Raw genomic sequence first — 18,803 nt, forward strand, 5'->3', positions numbered from 1 at the left:
AGGAATATTTTCTCGCAAAATGTGCCAAGTATTGTTGTTTCTAAATAGGAGCTGACTACTTACTGATTTTTTGCTTTTATCTCATCTTTTTGCATATTATGTGCAAGAGATAGAGTGTGTTTTAAGGAGCTTTCATTGAATAAGCGGCGTGTAGTAATTACTGGCATGGGTATGATTACTCCTGTTGGACTTAATGTAAAAGAAACTTGGCAAAATATATTAGCCGGTGTGAGTGGTGTAGTTTTGGCAGAAGAATTTGATCCAAATGAATACAGCACACGAATATGGGCTAAGGTTAAGAATTTTAATATTGAGGACTATGTTCCGCTTAAAGATGCCCGTAAAATGGATGTGTTTACCCAATATGGCATTGCTGCTGCTGATGAAGCAATTCTGGATTCGGGTTTAAAAATAGATGCACGTTTATCAACGCGTGTTGGTGTTGCTGTCGGTGCAGGTATTGGCGGTATCCAAACCATCACGAATAACCAAGATAAACTTATGGCAGGTGGAGCTCGAAAAGTTTCTCCATTTTTTATTCCGGCGGGTATTATTAATATGGTTGCCGGACAGATTTCAATTAGACATCAACTTAAAGGTCCTAATATTTCCGTAGTTACTGCTTGTACTACCGGAACTCATAATATTGGGCTTGCCGGGCGCATGATTACTTATGGTGATGCTGATGTTATGGTATGTGGTGGAGCGGAAATGACTTTGACTCCACTGTGTTTAGCCGGATTCTCTGCGGTACGTTCCTTATCCAAACGTAATGATGAGCCTGAGAAAGCATCGCGACCTTTCGACAAAGACAGAGATGGTTTTGTTATGGGGGAAGGGGCTGGTGTTCTGATATTAGAAGAATATGAACATGCAAAAGCTCGTGGTGCAAAAATTTATGCAGAGCTCGTAGGTTTTGGTATGTCTGGGGATGCTTATCACATAACTGCGCCTGATGAAGATGCTGATGGTGCTGCTCGTGCAATGGAAGCAGCGCTACATGATGCACATATCGATGTAGAGCAAGTTGATTACATTAATGCGCACGGTACATCCACTTATCTGAACGATTTAAATGAAACAAAAGCGATTAAGCGAATATTTAAACAACATGCTTATGAATTAGCTGTCAGCTCTACTAAATCAATGACGGGCCATTTACTAGGTGCTGCTGGAGCAGTGGAAGCGATATTCAGTATTTTGTCGATAAGAGATCAAATTGTTCCACCAACCATTAATTTGGATAATCCAGATGAAGGTTGTGATTTGAACTATGTGCCTCATGCTCCTCAAAAAAGAGATGTTAATTATGTTCTTAGCAACTCCTTAGGTTTTGGTGGAACTAATGGTAGCCTCTTATTTAAACGGATCTAAATGGCATTTTTAAGACATAAAAAGTGGCTATTCTCTATTGCAATACTGTTTTTTATGTCTTGCACGTTTTTTCTTGTGCGTATCTATGTCCAGATAGCAACATCCCTGGTTCCTATTAAAGGGGTACCGGTGGTTATCGTTCTTGATCGAACTACAACAGCCTCACAATTTGTGCAAACCTTAAAGGAAAAAAATTTAATTTCTGCAGGATCGCCCCTGCTCATGGTGATTCGGTTCACAGGTCTTTCATCACAACTCAAAGCTGGAGTATATCAAATAAAACCTGGTGAAACGGCACTACAGTTGCTTCATCGAGTTGTAGATGGAGATGTTTTAACACAAAATTTTACCATTATTGCAGGTACTACCCAACAAAAAGTGACACAGGATTTAACAAAAGCTCCTTTTCTAAACTATCAGGCTAGTGATTGGAATGATATAAAAGGGAATTATCCTAATGCTGAGGGATTACTACTTGCAGATACTTACCAGTATCAAGGTGGAAGCAGTAGTAAGAGTTTATTAGAGTATGCACATCGTAATTTAATTAACTATTTGAATAAAAGTTGGGCTAATAGAGCGCCTCATTTACCTTATAAAACCCCTTATGAATTGCTTACAGCAGCTTCGATCATCGAAAAGGAAACTGCTATTCCACAAGAGCGAAAGCTCATTTCCGGAGTAATGATTAACCGCTTAAATAAAAATATGCCGTTACAAATGGATCCTACTGTAATCTATGGTTTAGGTGCTGCATACACAGGAAAACTGTCTCATGATGATATGCAAATTGATTCACCCTATAACTCATATCGTTATAGAGGCTTACCACCAACGCCTATTGCTATGGTAGGTAAAGAGTCTTTGGACGCAGCGGCTCACCCCCAACTCTCTAATTATTTATATTTTGTTGCTAGAGGCGATGGAACACATCAGTTTTCAGAAACTTATAAGCAGCAAAAGCAAGCAATTAACCAATATAAACGAAAGGATTTCTAAATGATCTCTGCAAAGGGAAAGTTAATTGTTATCGAAGGATTAGAAGGTGCAGGAAAATCCACGGCAGTAAATACAGTAATTGACCTTTTAGCCGAAAGGCAGATTAAAACGATCACTACACGTGAGCCAGGGGGGACGGCTATTGGGGAAATTTTACGTAATCTAATAAAGAATCCTGAGTATCATGATGTTTTGGATGATCGAAGTGAATTATTACTTCTTTATACGGCAAGAATCCAATTATTGAAACAAGTTATAGAGCCTGCACTGCAAAAAGGTATTTGGGTGATTGCTGATCGATTTGAATTATCAACTATGGCTTATCAAGGGGGAGGTCGAGGGTTGGATCAGGAGATGATTAGTCATCTCTCTTCTTTTGCATTACAAGGATTGAAACCTGATTTGACTTTGTATTTAGATATTAGTCCTGAAGAGGGACTGCAACGAGTTAAATCGAGAGGGGAACTTGATAGAATTGAACAACAATCAATCGAATTTTTTCATCGAGTGCATGATAGTTATCTTCAGTATATCAAAATGAATCCCTATATAGTGAGTATTAATGCATCACTCCCGTTAAAAAAAGTACATCAGGCACTTCAAAAAGCAATAAATGAGTTTATAGAGCATCAAACATGATCGCTTATACCCCAAAAGAAGAAAAATACTTGTCTCAATGGAAGCAGATTCAATTAGCATGGCAAAATGAGCGTATGCCTCAAGGAATGTTATTTGTTGGTTCATTAGACTGCCCTCTAATTGATTTTATTTGGAAGTTTTCTCAATTCGTTTTTTGTAAAAAAGAAATAAAACCGTGTGGTGAATGTGTTGATTGCCGAATGGTTCTCTGTTCTGAGCATCCTGATCTGAAGTGGATTAAGCCAGAAAAAAGAGGAGGACCAATAAAAATTGACTCAATAAGAGAGTTACACGATTATTCTTATTTAACCCCACAACGAGCAAATCATCGTTTGATTGTGATTGAATCAGCCGAACGCATGAATATCTCTGCAGCAAATTCACTATTAAAAATTTTGGAAGAACCTGCTCAACATATTTTGTTTTTACTGGTGGCGCAGCAGTTGAGCACAGTATTACCAACAGTTCTAAGTCGATGTCAGGTAATGCATTTTCCATCATATGTTGATTTATCCACCTTAAATCTTCTGCAGTTGGGGGAGCGCTATCCCCCAGAATCAGAGCAAACAGCGATTATGAGTCAAGCAGAATTTGTCTTAGATGGTTTGATTTCTGTGATTAAAGACAAGACACATCCGTGTATGGTGGCTGCTCAATGGAGCCAATTTGAGATTAATACTATATTGTGGTTTTTGTATTTGGTGTATTCACAAATACAAATAATGCAAATTAATGGGATTATTGATGTTGGACCTGCAACTCAACAATTGCAAAGCTTAGCAGGTTTATTAAGCCCCGTTATGATTTTTGCCCAAATTGATAAAATAAATGCATTGCAGAGAAAATTAAGCCGTAATGTTAATGTGAATCAAATTTTAGCATTAGAGGATTTATTGTTGGCTATTCACAGTGAATAGTTATAATAAGATGAATGGATTGCATTTGTGATTTAGGGGATAAGGAAATCAAGCATGGATAAACAATCGATCAACTGTATATTTCCTAACGAATCAGCGTTGTATGCAGCATATATGCCCTTTGTAAAAAATGGTGGAATATTTATTCGCACGAATCACCAGATTGAGTTTGGGGCAATGGTTAGTTTATCAATAAAACTGATGGATGAAGATGAGTTTTCCAACGTTGAGGGAAAAGTAGTATGGATTACGCCTAAAGGCGCTCAAGGTAATAAGACTCCTGGAATAGGGATACAGTTTATGGGAGAAAATAGCCGTAATTTGTGCAATAAAATAGAGACCTATATAGCAGGCATGTTAAAATCATCTCAGATAACAGATACAATTTAGTTGATTTTGAAATAACAAAACGCGGAAGAAACTTAATTATTCTAAGCTATTTTATGCCATTTAATGAGGTCATCCCATGTTAGTTGATTCGCATTGTCATTTGAATTTTCTTGATTTAACTGATTTTAATCATGATATTACAAATGTTTTAGCACAAGCAAAAGCCAATGATGTGGGGCATTTTTTATGTGTTTGTGTGGAGTTGGCTGATTATTCGCAATTAGAAAGTCTCGCCATGAATTACTCCAACATTAGTATTTCTGTTGGGGTTCACCCAAATAGTGAAATGGATTTTCCTATTACTTCTGAGATGTTGTGTGATTTAGCTGTGAATCCTGCATGTATTGCAATTGGCGAAACAGGCTTGGATTATTATCGAACACATACAGAGGAGGCACGAGAAGTACAGCGTCATCGATTCAGAGAGCATATAAAAGCCGCTTTAAAAACTGCGAAGCCCTTGATTATTCATACTCGTGAAGCAGCACAAGATACAATCACATTGATGAGAGAAGAAAATGCAGATCAAATTGGTGGGGTAATGCATTGTTTTGCAGAGAGTATAGATATAGCTCATAAAGCCATGGATCTGAATTTTTATATCTCATTTTCAGGCATTGTCACTTTTAAAAATGCAACTGCTCTCCAAGAGGTTGCTCGACAAATACCCTTAAATCGAATACTCATAGAAACAGATTCACCTTATTTGGCCCCAGTCCCTTATCGAGGCAAACAAAACCATCCTGCTTTAGTGAGATATGTAGCTGAAGCTCTAGCAGAACTTAGAGGGATGACATTTGAAGAAATTGCGGCGATAACAACAGAAAATTTTTATAATTGTTTCAAACTGAGGAACAGCTAATGAGTTTATATATAGGCTTAATGTCTGGAACAAGTATGGATGGTATTGATGCAGCACTTGTTGATATCTCTAAAAATAAATTACTTTTGGGTAACACCATAAGCTATAGTGAGGAGGTCAAAAATCGTATCAATGCTCTGTTGGATGGCTTAAATTTAAGTCTTGCTTCTATTTGCCAATTAAATACATTAATCGGAAAAGAATTTGCTCATGCGGTCAATCAGCTATTAAAAGAAGCCCAATTATCCTCCAGTGACATTTGTGCTATAGGAAGTCACGGTCAAACGGTTTGTCACGATACAAATTGCGCTATTCCATATACATTACAATTAGGGTGTGCCCATACTATTTCTACGTTAACCGATATTACCGTGGTGGCTGATTTCAGAACTCGAGATATAGTACTTGGAGGGCAAGGCGCTCCTTTTGCACCAATTTATCACCAAGAAATCTTTAAACATGAAAAGAATCATATAGCCGTAGCTAATGTGGGTGGTATTGCTAACATTACACTGATTCACCCCAATGAACCTATTAAAGGATGGGATGTTGGCCCAGGGAACTGTTTAATGGATGCCTGGATTATGAAGCATCAAGGAAAGGCTTATGATGCTCATGGTCGTTGGGCGCAGCAGGGAGAAGTTATTGAACCTCTGCTTACAACCTTAATGGCTGATCCTTTTGTGCATCTTTCCGCGCCAAAGAGTATAGGTAAAGAGTATTTTTCTTTAGCATGGTTAGAAGCTCATTTAAGCAATGATTATGAGCCTGTAGATGTACAAAAAACATTGTTGGTATTCACTGCAAAAACGATTGCCAATAGTCTTTTAACAGAAGAAAATTTTGTTGACAAGTTGTACTTATGTGGAGGTGGTACACATAATCTTGCTTTATTAGACATGCTTAATCAGTTAGTGTCTGAAACAGAGGTGAAGAGTATTGCCGAAGTAGGGATAAGTCCTGACTATTTAGAAGCAATGATGTTTGCCTGGCTTGCTGCACAAACAATAAATTATACTCCCCTAGATTTAAGAACGATAACCGGTTCAACGCACCCCACTATATTAGGTGCAATTTATCCTATGACCAAATAAACATGAGAAAACCTAGGATTTGCTGGTATTTCATTCTGCTCTTTTCTATCTCCCGCGTGGTATGCCTGAGAGATTAATCGTTATTGGTTAAATTTGGTGGGGATCTTTGCGGTATAAAGTGCACCCCATTGCCAAAGGCCTATTAAAACGGCTTAGATTATTTAAATTGATAAAAATTTAAACCATTTTGAATGAGCGTTTTACTTTAGATAGAAGATTACAGTATTATTTTAATATCTATTAAGTGGTAATTGTCTTTATATACTAGAATCATATTGACAAAGTAAATATGTATAAGCTTAAATGTGGAATTTCAAACGGAGTGACCTTAAATTGAGCTCATATAGTAATGATAATGCACCTCAAGGAGCGAATGTTCGACTTGGAACTGCATATTTTATTTTTTTTCTGGCTGCCTCATTTTATTTATACGAATTCATTCTTCAAGTAGCGCCAAGTGTTATGGCGGAATCAATGATGAAGACCTTTGGTGTTACAGGCCAGGGATTTGGTTTTATTTCAGCTTTTTACTTCTATGCATATGCGCCAACTCAATTGCCAGCAGGGGTGTTATATGATCGTTATGGTCCACGCAAGTTAATGACTTTTGCAATTATTTTATGTGCTTTGGGTTCCGCTTTTTTTGCGTCAACGGATAGTATATTTACTGCTTGTATTGGTAGATTTCTTATTGGAATTGGTTCTGCTTTTTCTTTCATAGGTGTTTTGGTTCTTTTATCTCGTTGGTTTCCTCCTTATTATTTTGCGATTTTGGCAGGAGTGGCTCAACTAATGAGTTCAGTAGGAGCTATATTTGGAGAAATGCCATTAGCCTATTTGATTGAGGGAGTTGGCTGGCGTAATGCAAGCTTTATTTTATCCTTCATTGGTTTTGTATTAGCGATATTTTTTTGGTTTTTTATTCGCGATTATCCTCATCAGCAAAATCAAGCCATACCTGAACATTATCTGCGTGAAGAGTGGAAACGCCTTGTTGCAGTGTGCAAACATGGCTATACCTGGATAACAGGAGGATATGCTTTTGCGATTTGGACTCCAATCGCTGTTTTTGCTGCACTTTGGGGGGTTCCTTATTTACAGGAAAAATTTCAAATTAGTGTAGTTGCTGCTTCTGGCCTCTGCAGTTTGATTTGGATTGGTATAGGAGTAGGGAGTCCTCTACTTGGCTGGCTCAGTGATCGAATTGAAAGTCGTCGCATCGCATTAATCCTTAGCTCGGTTTTAGGTTTATTGGCAACCTTAGTATTATTGTATGTTCCGGGATTAACTTATGGATGGGCTCCATTTGTTTTGTTTGTCCTTGGGTTAGGCGCTGGGGGACAAACAGTGAGCTTTGCTGTAGTTAAAGAAAATAATCCTCCAGAGCTTGTTGGCACTGCCTCAGGGTTTAATAATCTTTCCGTGTTAATCGGTGGAGCAATATTTCAGCCTTTAGTGGGTTATATATTGCAACATACTCATTCTTGGCATTTGGTTAATGGAGTACATGTATATAGTGTTGCAAGTTACCAAGTTTCTTTGATGGTTATGCCCATATGCTTTTTAGCCAGTTTGCTTATTGCAGCTTTCCTGCTTAAAGAATCTCATCCTGCACATAATAAGCACGCATAACTGCCCAGCTTTACGCCATTGACTTAATAGATGTATCTCTCAATTGACGTCCCGCGGTCCAAATGATGGATCCCGCGGGCAAGCTACGGGAACGTAGGGAAATAAGGATAAATACCTAATAAGACCAGCTTATTCAACCAATCATAATTTCAGCATATTTTTCAGGAGCTGATTTTTCATCCAAACCTAATTCCTTTTTTAATGGCGGTTGTTGGCGGACCCCTGAAAAGAACCCATTGATAGTGTTTGAAAAATATCGATTTGGTAAATAGGGTTTTCCAAAATGAGAATAAGATGGCTTCCCTTCTAAAATAGCTTGATTTAGAAGTGCTCCAGATACAGCTTGAGCCACTCTATCAGCAGCGAAAGATGCTTCAGTTCCATTGATATTAACTCTTAAAAATAATTCTTGGAACTGTGGTGCATTGATAGTGAGTTCGGGACGTTTAAAACGCTCTATTAAATTATCTGGCAAAATAATTTTAAATTGATTGTTTACATCCATGTGCTTCTTATACATAATTAAAAGTTCATTGAGATATGCATCTAAATCTTGAATGCCTGGATGAAGCCCAAGCCGAACTTGTATATTGGGATGGTTAGAGAGCTCAGTTAATAAACAATCTAAAAATTCCGTATCAGTAGAAATTGGTTGGGTGGTACTACTCACAAAAGCCAATGATTGGTTTTTTGTTACTTGCAGAGTGGTTTTGATTTCTTCAGCTGTTTTTTGGGGAGACGGTTTGAGTGAGTAAGCATTATCAATACTGAGATGCCCCGTCAGATGTACTTTATTTTTTTCATCAATCCCAAAGTCAGCTATTGCCTCTGTCAATGGGAGTGCCCATTGAATATTGGATTTCATCTTTAGTGCTGGCACATAGTTCCATAAACAATGTGTTTCTGGTTTAAACATAAACTCATAAGCTACAAGTACAGGAATATTTTCCGATGCTTCGGCAATTTGAAAGGGAATTGCATTATTTACTGAAGGTACCCCAACGTATAGGTAATGAATATTTTCATTTGTGAAAAATTTAATAACTTCTTTTAATTGTTCTTCGGTACATTTCCCTTCAGGATAAAGCTCTGGGTTGAGATGAAGTATTTCAGGAAGTGATTTTTTATCGACATGTGGTGATAACTGAAACCCATCTATACGTTGTTGTGCTGTTTTAGTCAATGAAATGAGGATACTTTTATGTAAGCCTTTTTGTTCCATAGATTTTATTGTATTTAAGGCTAAATCTGTATCTCCGATACTACTCACAATAAATGCTATCTTCATCCTCTTTAACACTAAAAATATTAATGGTGCACAATTATAAATCAATCATGACTTAATTTACTACATATCTAGTACAAATAAATCCACTTTTTGCGAGGCAGCGGAATTGGAACTTTTGTTTTTCGGTGCAAACCATAATAGTCCGCATTTATCTTTATAACTGACATAACTTGCTTCACTTAACCTACTTAAATACTTGGTCTGAGCGAAACCCTCATAACCCAAGGTTGATGCAGCCTGATCGAATTTTTTTTCATAAGCATTTAATTTGGATGCTAAAAAGATTTCTGCTTCAGCTGTACCATGGTAATGGGCTAAGATGGTTGTGATGTTGTTGGGATTGGTAAAAATATGATCATCAAAGGAATCAAATAAAAGATTCCATAAACTAAATGATTCATACTGGCCTTTGATTTGAGAGATTAATTGTATAAATTGACAAGTAGTTGGTGTATGAAGTTTTAAAACGCCTTCTTTTCTTGCTTCCTCTATAAGAAATAATTGAATTGTATGAGCCCATTTCCCATGTTTTGGACCAGCTCCTACATCTGCAGATAAGTAACCATTTTTTAATAGAACATTATTAAATAAATTGGCTGTTAATTCACCATATAAAATGGGAGTATGTTTGGGATATTGAAAATTAGTACTCGTTTTAAACTCCTCAGTACTATTAAGGGGAGTCGGATTATTGAAATAGTTTTGACTTCCCCAGTTATCAAAAAATTGTCGTAGAGATTTTTTTTCTGTTTTATTAAAGGCAAAATATTGTTCCGCAAGTTTTTTTAAACCGTGTAAAACCAATTGTTCGTTACAGAAAAATTTACAGATTGCTAAGACATCTTGCTTAAGGTTTTCATTGAGCTCGGTACATCCATATTCTTTTAACCAGAGATCATAATCATTGGTATCGATTTGTTCATTGCAAATAAGATCTAAGGTCATGATGATTTACCTCTTATGAAGAAATAGGGTCATTATCTTTCGCGTGACGGATATAGAAGTCACCATTAATAAAATAATGTTATTATTAGGGTATTTAAATTGAACCTATAAATCAATAGTTGTACGGAGGGCTTTAATAAAGAGCGGATTAAAGAAACTAAGTTAAAACTACGAACATTTTAACTTAGTGGGCAGTTTTTTGTTCACCAACAGCCATGTTTTTATCAACTAAAAAAATTAATCCTGTACATATAAAAAATATTAATTCTGTGATATTGCAATAGAGTCCAAAATGAAGATTATTATGATGTTCGTAAAATAAATTGCCAGTTTCTGTTCCTATTGCTCCAATAACCATAACACCTAAGCTGATTACAGCCGATGCAGTGCCTTTGCTAACAGGAGTAACAAAAAGACAATATCTGTTTAATGGTGCATTAATAATACTGAGTGCAAAGAAATAAATGATTGTTCCAGGCAGCAAATAGTAATAAGTATTTCCAAACAGATAAGGAAGGAGCGAGGTTAAAATTGCGCCAACACCCATAATGATATAACCTAGTAGGATGATTTGTCTGATTTGGTACCTATAAGTTAAGTGATGTAAAAACCAATTACCTAATATAGTTGCCCCAAAGACTGGAATTTGCCAAAGTGCATATTGCATTACTGTGAGTTTTGCTTCGACAATCAAAATAATAGGGGATAATGCAATCCAAGCAAGACAAGGAATACCAACTGTGCCTGCTGCCAAGGTTGCAAAACAAAAAATTTTATTAGAAAATAAGGCCTTATAGTTTTCAAAAACTTTTTTTGCAGAAAACTTGGCCTTAGGTGTTAATTCGCCATTTCTTTTAGTCTGACCTATAGGTTCAGGCATGTATCGCCATAAGCCCCATAAAGCAATAAGCGCACCTAGAGCAATGGTTACAAAAATATAGCGCCAAGAAGTATAGTGAATCACTATAGCACCCATAAGTGGCCCTAATAAAGGAGCTAGAATTGCTACATTTGCCATAATTGAAATGATGCGAATAGCATCCATTTCTTCAAAAATTTCTTGGATTGTGGCGTAACCAATAACGCCTATGAAACATAGCCCCATCCCTTGAAAAAAACGAGCAATTAAAAATTGACTCATGGAATTGGAACAGGCAATAAATAAAGTAAAAATAAAGAACAAAAATGCACCAAGAAGCATCATCGGTCTTCGACCATAGCTGTCTGATATAGGCCCTAAAATAACTTGTAGGCTTGCTCCACCGAGTATGTAAACAGTTAGAGAAGTTGCTATCGTTGATTCAGCTGCGTTAAATGAGTGTACGACATGAATCATGCCAGGCATAATCATATCGTTTGCTATATACGTTAGAAACTCATACATTACAAAGAAACAAGCGAAAGTTAGTGCATGTTTTTTAGTGATAGAAATAAGGGGTTCAGTCATAGCGGTATTTTCTTTTCTTCAAGTTGTTCTTCCTTGTAATTCTATGGTTAAATTTTGTATACTCTTCCAATATTTTTTTTGGGGAAACAATCTTATGAAATGGCATTTTTTTGGCGAAAATGGTAGCAAACCCAAAATAAGTGAGCATTTAATGCTCTACATTCTAAGTCTACTTGATCCTTCTTCACAGTTCAACGCCTCGTTAGTGAATCATAAATGGAGGGAGTTAGTTGATTTAACTCGTAAATATATGGGATTACTGCCAACGATTCAAAAAATTCCTATGCTTTCTACGCTTGGTCTTGATGTTTTAAGATTAAAATTAATGGCGGGTGGTATGACAAATACCACATACAGAGTGCAAATTGGCCCTGATATCGCTAAATGGCTTTCAAGAACTCCTGGAGTAGATCCATCTATTATTGATCGCCATAAAGCAAATCGATGGGTACTACGTATTCCCGGTGAAGTGTCATCGTTTTCAGTATCACGGGAACATGAAGCAAAAAATGCGCGTCAAGCGTCAGTTTTAGGACTTAACGTCCCTATAGAGTATTTCGACTCGAATGGATTGCAGTTAACAAAATTTATTGACAAAGTTAAGATTTTGGACAAAAAAACATTAGAGCGGGCTGATATATTGCAAACGCTAGCTGCCATGGCAAAACAGTTACATTCTTCAGAGCATTTTGCAAATGATACCGCTGTTTTTGAGCGCAATGAGGGATTACTCGAGGCATTAAAAATAAAAAACTTTAATTTTCCTGGTGAGATAGGGTTGATTGAAGAAGAGATGGCGGCTTTGCATCGATTATTTTCTGCTTATAAGATTGAAACATGTCCGTGCCACAATGATTCAACACCTCTAAATTATATGATGACCCAAGAAAAGGATAAAAAAGAATTGTTCTATCAAATTGATTGGGAATACTCAAGTAATAATGATTTTCTTTGGGATCTTGCTTATTTTGCTATTGAGGCCAAACTTGATAAAGAACAAGAGTTAACTTACTTAACTGCATATTTTGGTAAAGATAGGCTTACTGATTCGGTACTTGCCTGGTACACAGCTTATAAGCCTGTAGTTGAATGGTGGATAACTCTTTGGTCATGGACTCAACTAGCCAATGAAGCAAAATCAGTGGATCCGGAAGCTTACGCTCAATTAGGTTTAGAACGCTATCAAAAAACGCTAATGCATTTGCAGAGTGATGAGTATAAAAGTGCACTGGCTGTGATTGATAAAGAGCGGTTAATGCCTTCATTTTCCGGACAAAGGCCTTTTTAAAAATTGTGGGATATAAAATTTATTAGTTCCCTAAAGTTTTGGGCATTAAAATTGCTGAATTTAAAAAACTTTAGGGTCGTTACCTAATTGTTCACATCATATGGCTTAAAAACTCTTGTAAATGTTTTTTTTCCTTTTCGGAGCCTAGATAGGTTTTAAGTAACATTATTGAGTGCTCGTATTCTTCATGGTTAATCACTCCACGCATCAATTCAAATCGTAAAAAGACACAATAAGTATTCAGTACATCGGTTTCACAATAATCACGAATGTTTTTTATTTGACCCGATAAATACTGTTCCCAAACTTTAGACCCGCTCATTCCCATTTTTCCTGGGAAACCCAGCATACTGGAAATTTCATCTAATGGGGCAAATGCTTTATTTTGGTAGCCGGCAATTACATCCATGAGGTCAAGATGACGATAGTGAAATCGGCTTAAGTAATTGTTCCAGCGAAAGTGCTGTTGGTTTTCACCAATTTCCCAATAAGTAGGGGCCGGGATGCCGTGTAATAGAGCACGATAATGTAAAACAGGTAAGTCAAACCCGCTCCCATTCCAGCTTACTAAAGTTGGAGTATGTTTATCTATTCCAGCAAAAAAACGCGTGATTAATTCTTTTTCTTGCGAGAGCTCATCACCTAAAGACCAAACTTTAATTTGTGCGCCATGACTCATTACTAAGGAAATAGCACAAATCTTTTGTAAATAATGGGGTAAAAAATCGTTACCCACTTTAGCACGACGTAATGCAAACATAGCCTGAGCAGTATCTTCATCACTTAGTCCATGTAAATCATACAAATTTCGTCCAGATTCAATATCAGGAATGGTTTCTATATCAAATACAAAAATGGTCATTAGATACACTTTATTTTGTTTTAAATTAATCGATATATTATCATGCGGTAAAGCAGGGAAATAGACCTTCGTTATACTCGATAAAAATAGCAAAGCGTAGATTGTAGTAATCAAATTTGTTAGAATAAATTTTTTTGTGTTTGGTTACTCATGAGCTCTTTATCATTACTTTTTAAGAAGTTAAGAATAGCCGTTCTATTAATTACTGTATTGCTAACAGCCTGTGTTAGTCCTCCTCCAGCTGATGTAAATAATCTTTGTAATATATTTAGACAATATCCTAAGTGGTATACTGATGCTAAGGACGTTGAACGACGTTGGAAGGTACCAGTTCCAGTACAAATGGCTATTATTCATCAAGAGTCAAAATTTAATGCTCGGGCGCGACCACCACGAACGAAACTATTATATATAATTCCTTGGAAAAGACCTTCCTCAGCTTATGGTTATACACAAGCATTACATGATACCTGGAAACATTATAAACGAAGCAATGGTGGATTATTTGCTTCACGTGATGATTTTGGTGATGGTGTTGATTTTATTGGATGGTACGCAAATCAAGCACATATCAGAGCTGGAATTGCACGAACAGACACGTATTCCCTGTATTTAGCATATCATGAAGGGATTGGTGGTTATCAACGTAAAACCTATTTAAAAAAATCATGGTTGCTTCCTGTCGCAAGAAAGGTTCAAGCGCGATCACAACTTTACGCAATGCAACTTAACTCGTGCAGGAGATCTTTTGAGTCTCGTTCATGGTTCTAAGCTCAGAAAGGGCTGTATTACGAACGAATTGAACTATAATTCGAAGATATTTAGATTAATGAGGATACCTAAGTGAATATTCACAACATTAAAAATGTGGAATGCAATGGCATTAATGATACATACAGACTACATTTAATTTATTAAATTTTAAACTAATAGTATACTACTTAAAAATGAAACGGGTATAGATATCATTAAGGAGTTTTAATGCGATTAATGCTTTTAGGTGGTCCTGGTGCAGGAAAGGGAACTCAAGCTTTGCGTTTGATTGAACGTTATAAAATTCCACAAATTTCAACAGGTGATATGCTACGTGCGGCTATTGCACAAGGAACTCAATTAGGATTAAGTGCGAAAAAAATTATGGAAACTGGTGGTTTAGTATCAGATGATATTATCATTGGTTTAGTTAAGGAGCGCTTAAAGAAGAGTGATTGTGCTAATGGTTTTTTATTTGATGGTTTCCCTAGAACGATTATTCAAGCAGATGCTTTAAAACAAGCTGGTATTTACTTAGACCACGTCATCGAAATTGCAGTAGATGATGAGGAAATTATTAAACGAATTAGTGGTCGACGTATTCATCAACCATCAGGTCGAGTTTATCATATCCAAAATCATCCTCCTAAACAGGAAGGCATTGATGATGTTACGGGTGATCCTTTAATCCAACGTGAAGATGATAAAGAAGAAACGGTTAGAAAACGATTAGAAATCTATCACAATCAAACGGCTCCATTAATCAATTATTATAAGGCTTGGGCTGAAAGTGACAGCCATGGAGCTCCTGAGTTTCATAGTATTTGCGGTACTGGAGATGTTGATGAAGTATTTCAAAAGATTATAAATTCTATTGAAGCGAAGGAAGAAATATGACTTCTTTAAGTGTGACCAGTGCGGACTTTGAATCTTTAATCGATAATAATGAAATTGTATTTATTGATTTTTGGGCCGACTGGTGTGCTCCATGCAAACAATTTTCCAATGCATACGAACAAGTGGCTGAGCAATTTCCGAATATCAAATTTGCAAAAGTAAATATCGAAGCAGAGCAGCAATTATGTGATTTTTTTGAAATACGATCAATTCCTCATCTTATGGTTTTTAAAAAAGGGATCATTGTTTACTCAAATGCAGGAAGTATTCCTGCATCTACTTTAAAGGAGTTAGCTCAGCAAGCTTTAGTGGTTGATGTTAGTGCCATACAAGAGGAGCTTCAGCAGGATGATGATAAAGAGTAATTTTTGATAGATATTCTGCAAGATTTTCTCTACCCTCTGTATCGATGACTAACTCCAGTTTGGTTCGCCGTTTTAATATATCATCACAACTCTGAGCCCATTCTTCTAAAATTAAATAATCAACCTCTACTTGGTAAAGGTAAGTACAATATTTTTTACCTAAACACTCCATATTGGAACAGGAAGCAAGAAATTTTTCCATACAGCTGCCATAAGTGTATAGGTAGCGATTCAGTAAATCTGAATCCATCCATTTGTATTTTTCTTTAGCATAAATGACGTATTGATCAAAATTCATTTGCTCAAAAGAAGCTCCTGGCAAAGGAGTGGTTGCTGTCATGGGTTGATGCATGTTCGGAAATATTGGGATAAGTTGATTAATGATCTCTTCTGCTAATTGTCGATAAGTGGTAATTTTACCACCATAAATCGTAATAATAGGGGCTGGTTCAAAAATAACCTTGTAAGAATAATTACGGCTCAGGGATTTCGCTTCTTTATTTTCATCAGCTAATAAGGCTCTTACACCGCTCCACGTGTAGACGATATCTGTTTCAGATAATTTGCTTTTGAAATAGCAATTAACCAAATTAATTAAGTAATGAATTTCTTCATGACTAATAGTGACATGATCTGGATTACCCTGGAGTGGAATATCAGTTGTACCAATCATACTAAATCCATGATAAGGAATAACGAAAACGACTCTTTTATCTTGATGTTGTAAAAAATAAGCATGATTACCTTCATAGATTTGTGGCACGATAATGTGGCTACCTTTAACTAAACTAATTTTTTGTTGATCAGGAGTTTGCGTGAGTTCTTCTACAGATTTAACCCATGGGCCAGCGGCATTTACTATTGCTCGAGCATAGAGCACATAAGTTGACCCTATTTTAGGTTGAATGGTTAGTTGCCATAAATTGTTTACGATCTCAGTATGAATTACTGCCGAGTGTGTTCGTATGCTTGCCCCATGATTTTTTGCTTGAATTGCATTGATGATTGTTAATCGAGCATCATCAGTTATGGCGTCATAAAATAAAAAACCTTTATTGAATTCATTGATTAAAGGAATAAAATAGCTTTCTTTACTTTTTCTATGAATTGTTTTGCATTTCGGTAAGCGATTTTTGCGACTTAAATGATCATAAAAAAATAGCCCCAAACGTAAAAACCAAGCAGGGCGCATATGATGTTCATAGGGTAAAACTAATGCTTGTGGGTGTACCAAATGAGGAGCCAAATCTAATAATCTTTGTCGCTCAATGAGCGCTTTTTTAACCAGATTAAACTCATAATGTTCTAGATATCTTAAGCCACCATGAATAAGCTTAGTACTGCTTGAGGAAGTTTTGGAGGCCAAATCATCTTGTTCGAGAAGCACTACAGACAACCCCCTTAATGCTGCATCTGCAGCACAACCAGAGCCATTGATGCCGCCTCCAATAATTGCAACATCAAAAACTGCATTCATATTTTGGTCTCCCTAAAAAAGATATACACTAACAATATACACATAATAGTTGGGACAAGGAACAATGCAAATAATGGGTTATTTACTCGCTATAGATCAAGGAACGAGCAGTACACGCGCCATGATATACACCACTCAGGGGGAATTAGTCGCAGCGAGCCAGTACCCCCTTACTCAATATTATCCTAAAGCTGGTTGGGTTGAACATGATCCAGAGGAAATATGGAAAAAAACTTTAACGGCAATGAGAGATGTAGTATCTCGAGTCCCTCTGAAGCAAATCTTATGTTGTGGTATAACGAATCAAAGAGAAACTACGGTCATTTGGGATAAAAAAACGGGTGATTGTCTTGCTCCAGCTATTATTTGGCAGGATCGTAGAACTTCAGACTATTGTAAAAGTTTGATCGCTGATGAACGGATGATCCAAGAAAAAACTGGCTTGCTCCCTGATTCTTATTTTTCAGCCAGTAAATTGAAATGGTTTTTAGATAATAATGCAAAAGCTAATGAGCTGGCAAAAAAGGGTGAGCTAGCCTTTGGAACTATAGATAGTTTTCTGATTTGGCGACTCACTACAGAACATTTGCATTTAACTGATGTCACAAATGCATCACGGACAATGTTATTTAATATTAAAACAGAACAATGGGATCCTGATTTACTAAAATACTTCGTCATTTCTGAGTCTGTTTTACCTAAAGTTTGTGCAAGCGATAGCCATTTTGGGATTATTAGCAAACAGTGGCTTGGTTTTGAGCTACCTATTACTGGGGTAGCAGGAGATCAACAGGCTGCATTAGTTGGACAAGGGTGTTTTAAAACAGGAATGGTAAAAGCAACCTTTGGAACCGGTGCCTTTTTATTACTTAATACAGGCAATAAGCCAGTGTTTTCACATCATAAACTTTTAACAACCGTGGCTTATAAAATCCGAGGGCAGATGGTTTATGGATTAGAGGGAAGTATTTATCATGCTGGTACCACAGTAAAATGGCTGCGCGATTCAATGAAGTTAATTACTGATGTGGAGGAAACGGAGATATTAGCCCAATCATTAGAAGGAAATGAGGGTGTGTATTTAGTTTCAGCATTTACAGGTTTAGGTGCTCCTCATTGGTTATCAGTGCCCGGAGCATCGATTGTTGGCTTGAGTCTTTATAGTAATAGAGCTCATTTGGCTCGAGCAGCACTTGAAGGAGTATGCTATCAGGCTCGAGAGGTCTGTTTTTGCATGAAAGAAGACAGCCAAATGGACTTATCGCTGTTACGTGTGGATGGGGGTATGGCCGTTAATCAATGGTTTTTACAGTTTTTAGCAGATCAATGTCAACTACAAATCCAAAAACCTAAAGATATTGAAACAACTGCTAGGGGGGCAGCAATTTTGGCGGCATTAGGATGTGGTGTGTTTGATTCATTAGATGAGCTACACATAACATGGGATTTGGAACAAGAGTTTCAACCACAAAGGCCCTTAAATCAAGTAGAACAGGATTATCAAGGTTGGAGACATGCTTTACGAAAAACAAAAGGGTAGTCGTTGTGCTGTAAGAACGTCTTCTCCGTTATCT

General features: G+C 36.8%; 18 protein-coding genes. 13 read left to right on the forward strand and 5 right to left on the reverse strand.

Translation table 11 applies throughout. From position 1 onward, the window contains the following. Positions 1–135: 135 nt before the first annotated feature. The 8 genes from fabF to DYH34_RS08045 all read left to right on the forward strand — a co-directional run bounded on the left by fabF (position 136) and on the right by DYH34_RS08045 (position 7,907). Positions 136–1,374 carry a beta-ketoacyl-ACP synthase II gene (fabF, locus tag DYH34_RS08010; RefSeq protein WP_058463599.1) on the forward strand — a complete coding sequence of 413 codons (1,239 nt, stop codon included), beginning with the start codon at positions 136–138 and terminating at the stop codon, positions 1,372–1,374. After that, positions 1,375–2,373 carry an endolytic transglycosylase MltG gene (mltG, locus tag DYH34_RS08015; protein ID WP_058463598.1) on the forward strand — a complete coding sequence of 333 codons (999 nt, stop codon included), beginning with the start codon at positions 1,375–1,377 and terminating at the stop codon, positions 2,371–2,373. Continuing rightward, positions 2,374–3,012, forward strand: coding sequence for a dTMP kinase (tmk, locus tag DYH34_RS08020; RefSeq protein WP_058463597.1), 639 nt, complete (start codon positions 2,374–2,376; stop codon positions 3,010–3,012). Further along, a complete protein-coding gene (locus tag DYH34_RS08025) occupies positions 3,009–3,929 on the forward strand; it encodes a DNA polymerase III subunit delta' C-terminal domain-containing protein (protein ID WP_058463596.1) in 921 nt (306 codons plus the stop codon). The genes tmk and DYH34_RS08025 overlap by 4 nt, the downstream gene beginning before the upstream one ends. 54 nt (positions 3,930–3,983) lie before the next feature. Further along, positions 3,984–4,319, forward strand: coding sequence for a PilZ domain-containing protein (locus DYH34_RS08030; RefSeq protein WP_058463595.1), 336 nt, complete (start codon positions 3,984–3,986; stop codon positions 4,317–4,319). 76 nt (positions 4,320–4,395) lie between these two features. Next, entirely contained in the window at positions 4,396–5,181 is a 786-nt protein-coding gene (locus tag DYH34_RS08035; RefSeq protein WP_058463594.1) for a TatD family hydrolase, read from the forward strand. Beyond that, a complete protein-coding gene (locus DYH34_RS08040) occupies positions 5,181–6,275 on the forward strand; it encodes an anhydro-N-acetylmuramic acid kinase (RefSeq protein WP_058463593.1) in 1,095 nt (364 codons plus the stop codon). The genes DYH34_RS08035 and DYH34_RS08040 overlap by 1 nt, the downstream gene beginning before the upstream one ends. Positions 6,276–6,608: 333 nt before the next feature. Then, a complete protein-coding gene (locus tag DYH34_RS08045; RefSeq protein ID WP_058463766.1) occupies positions 6,609–7,907 on the forward strand; it encodes an MFS transporter in 1,299 nt (432 codons plus the stop codon). Positions 7,908–8,040: 133 nt separating this feature from the next. On the opposite strand, the gene DYH34_RS08050 is transcribed toward DYH34_RS08045, so the two are convergent. The 3 genes from DYH34_RS08050 to DYH34_RS08060 all read right to left on the reverse strand — a co-directional run bounded on the left by DYH34_RS08050 (position 8,041) and on the right by DYH34_RS08060 (position 11,587). Continuing rightward, a complete protein-coding gene (locus tag DYH34_RS08050; RefSeq protein ID WP_058463592.1) occupies positions 8,041–9,195 on the reverse strand; it encodes a hypothetical protein in 1,155 nt (384 codons plus the stop codon). Positions 9,196–9,255: 60 nt separating this feature from the next. Next, on the reverse strand, positions 9,256–10,140 hold the full coding sequence (locus DYH34_RS08055) for a LirA/MavJ family T4SS effector (protein ID WP_058463591.1): 885 nt from the start codon (positions 10,138–10,140) through the stop codon (positions 9,256–9,258). 184 nt (positions 10,141–10,324) lie between these two features. Continuing rightward, entirely contained in the window at positions 10,325–11,587 is a 1,263-nt protein-coding gene (locus tag DYH34_RS08060) for an MFS transporter (RefSeq protein WP_058463590.1), read from the reverse strand. 94 nt (positions 11,588–11,681) lie between these two features. Here DYH34_RS08060 and DYH34_RS08065 point away from each other — a divergent pair, with 94 nt between their 5' ends. Then, positions 11,682–12,875, forward strand: a complete 1,194-nt coding sequence (locus tag DYH34_RS08065) for a phosphotransferase (RefSeq protein WP_058463589.1) — start codon at positions 11,682–11,684, stop codon at positions 12,873–12,875. A 91-nt stretch (positions 12,876–12,966) separates the two neighbouring features. On the opposite strand, the gene DYH34_RS08070 is transcribed toward DYH34_RS08065, so the two are convergent. Then, entirely contained in the window at positions 12,967–13,737 is a 771-nt protein-coding gene (locus DYH34_RS08070) for a 3'-5' exonuclease (protein ID WP_058463588.1), read from the reverse strand. Positions 13,738–13,887: 150 nt separating this feature from the next. On the opposite strand from DYH34_RS08070, the gene DYH34_RS08075 reads away from it, so the two are divergent. The 3 genes from DYH34_RS08075 to DYH34_RS08085 all read left to right on the forward strand — a co-directional run bounded on the left by DYH34_RS08075 (position 13,888) and on the right by DYH34_RS08085 (position 15,752). Next, positions 13,888–14,508 carry a transglycosylase SLT domain-containing protein gene (locus DYH34_RS08075; protein WP_058463587.1) on the forward strand — a complete coding sequence of 207 codons (621 nt, stop codon included), beginning with the start codon at positions 13,888–13,890 and terminating at the stop codon, positions 14,506–14,508. Between the two features lie 210 nt (positions 14,509–14,718). After that, entirely contained in the window at positions 14,719–15,387 is a 669-nt protein-coding gene (adk, locus tag DYH34_RS08080) for an adenylate kinase (RefSeq protein ID WP_058463586.1), read from the forward strand. After that, positions 15,384–15,752 (forward strand): thioredoxin family protein, encoded by a 369-nt coding sequence (locus DYH34_RS08085; protein WP_058463585.1) that lies wholly within the window; start codon positions 15,384–15,386, stop codon positions 15,750–15,752. Before adk ends, DYH34_RS08085 begins: the two co-directional genes overlap by 4 nt. Here the strand turns inward: DYH34_RS08085 and glpD are convergent. Then, positions 15,706–17,229, reverse strand: a complete 1,524-nt coding sequence (gene glpD, locus DYH34_RS08090) for a glycerol-3-phosphate dehydrogenase (RefSeq protein ID WP_058463584.1) — start codon at positions 17,227–17,229, stop codon at positions 15,706–15,708. The genes DYH34_RS08085 and glpD overlap by 47 nt on opposite strands. A gap of 73 nt (positions 17,230–17,302) precedes the next feature. Here glpD and glpK point away from each other — a divergent pair, with 73 nt between their 5' ends. Next, positions 17,303–18,769: a glycerol kinase GlpK gene (gene glpK / locus DYH34_RS08095; protein WP_058463583.1), complete on the forward strand. Its 1,467-nt coding sequence runs from the start codon at positions 17,303–17,305 to the stop codon at positions 18,767–18,769. Positions 18,770–18,803: the final 34 nt, after the last annotated feature.

The organism is Legionella cincinnatiensis, from assembly GCF_900452415.1.
GTDB classification, from domain to species: domain Bacteria; phylum Pseudomonadota; class Gammaproteobacteria; order Legionellales; family Legionellaceae; genus Legionella; species Legionella cincinnatiensis.

Bases quoted from the DNA above. Each gene is read 5' to 3' on its own strand.
- DYH34_RS08060 (WP_058463590.1), bottom strand. From the start codon at position 11,587: ATGACTGAACCCCTTATTTCTATCACTAAAAAACATGCACTAACTTTC.
- glpK (WP_058463583.1), top strand. From the start codon at position 17,303: ATGGGTTATTTACTCGCTATAGATCAAGGAACGAGCAGTACACGCGCC.
- DYH34_RS08025 (WP_058463596.1), top strand. From the start codon at position 3,009: ATGATCGCTTATACCCCAAAAGAAGAAAAATACTTGTCTCAATGGAAG.
- DYH34_RS08085 (WP_058463585.1), top strand. From the start codon at position 15,384: ATGACTTCTTTAAGTGTGACCAGTGCGGACTTTGAATCTTTAATCGAT.
- DYH34_RS08040 (WP_058463593.1), top strand. From the start codon at position 5,181: ATGAGTTTATATATAGGCTTAATGTCTGGAACAAGTATGGATGGTATT.
- DYH34_RS08075 (WP_058463587.1), top strand. From the start codon at position 13,888: ATGAGCTCTTTATCATTACTTTTTAAGAAGTTAAGAATAGCCGTTCTA.
- mltG (WP_058463598.1), top strand. From the start codon at position 1,375: ATGGCATTTTTAAGACATAAAAAGTGGCTATTCTCTATTGCAATACTG.
- tmk (WP_058463597.1), top strand. From the start codon at position 2,374: ATGATCTCTGCAAAGGGAAAGTTAATTGTTATCGAAGGATTAGAAGGT.
- adk (WP_058463586.1), top strand. From the start codon at position 14,719: ATGCGATTAATGCTTTTAGGTGGTCCTGGTGCAGGAAAGGGAACTCAA.
- DYH34_RS08035 (WP_058463594.1), top strand. From the start codon at position 4,396: ATGTTAGTTGATTCGCATTGTCATTTGAATTTTCTTGATTTAACTGAT.
- DYH34_RS08030 (WP_058463595.1), top strand. From the start codon at position 3,984: ATGGATAAACAATCGATCAACTGTATATTTCCTAACGAATCAGCGTTG.
- DYH34_RS08070 (WP_058463588.1), bottom strand. From the start codon at position 13,737: ATGACCATTTTTGTATTTGATATAGAAACCATTCCTGATATTGAATCT.
- DYH34_RS08050 (WP_058463592.1), bottom strand. From the start codon at position 9,195: ATGAAGATAGCATTTATTGTGAGTAGTATCGGAGATACAGATTTAGCC.
- DYH34_RS08065 (WP_058463589.1), top strand. From the start codon at position 11,682: ATGAAATGGCATTTTTTTGGCGAAAATGGTAGCAAACCCAAAATAAGT.
- DYH34_RS08055 (WP_058463591.1), bottom strand. From the start codon at position 10,140: ATGACCTTAGATCTTATTTGCAATGAACAAATCGATACCAATGATTAT.
- glpD (WP_058463584.1), bottom strand. From the start codon at position 17,229: ATGAATGCAGTTTTTGATGTTGCAATTATTGGAGGCGGCATCAATGGC.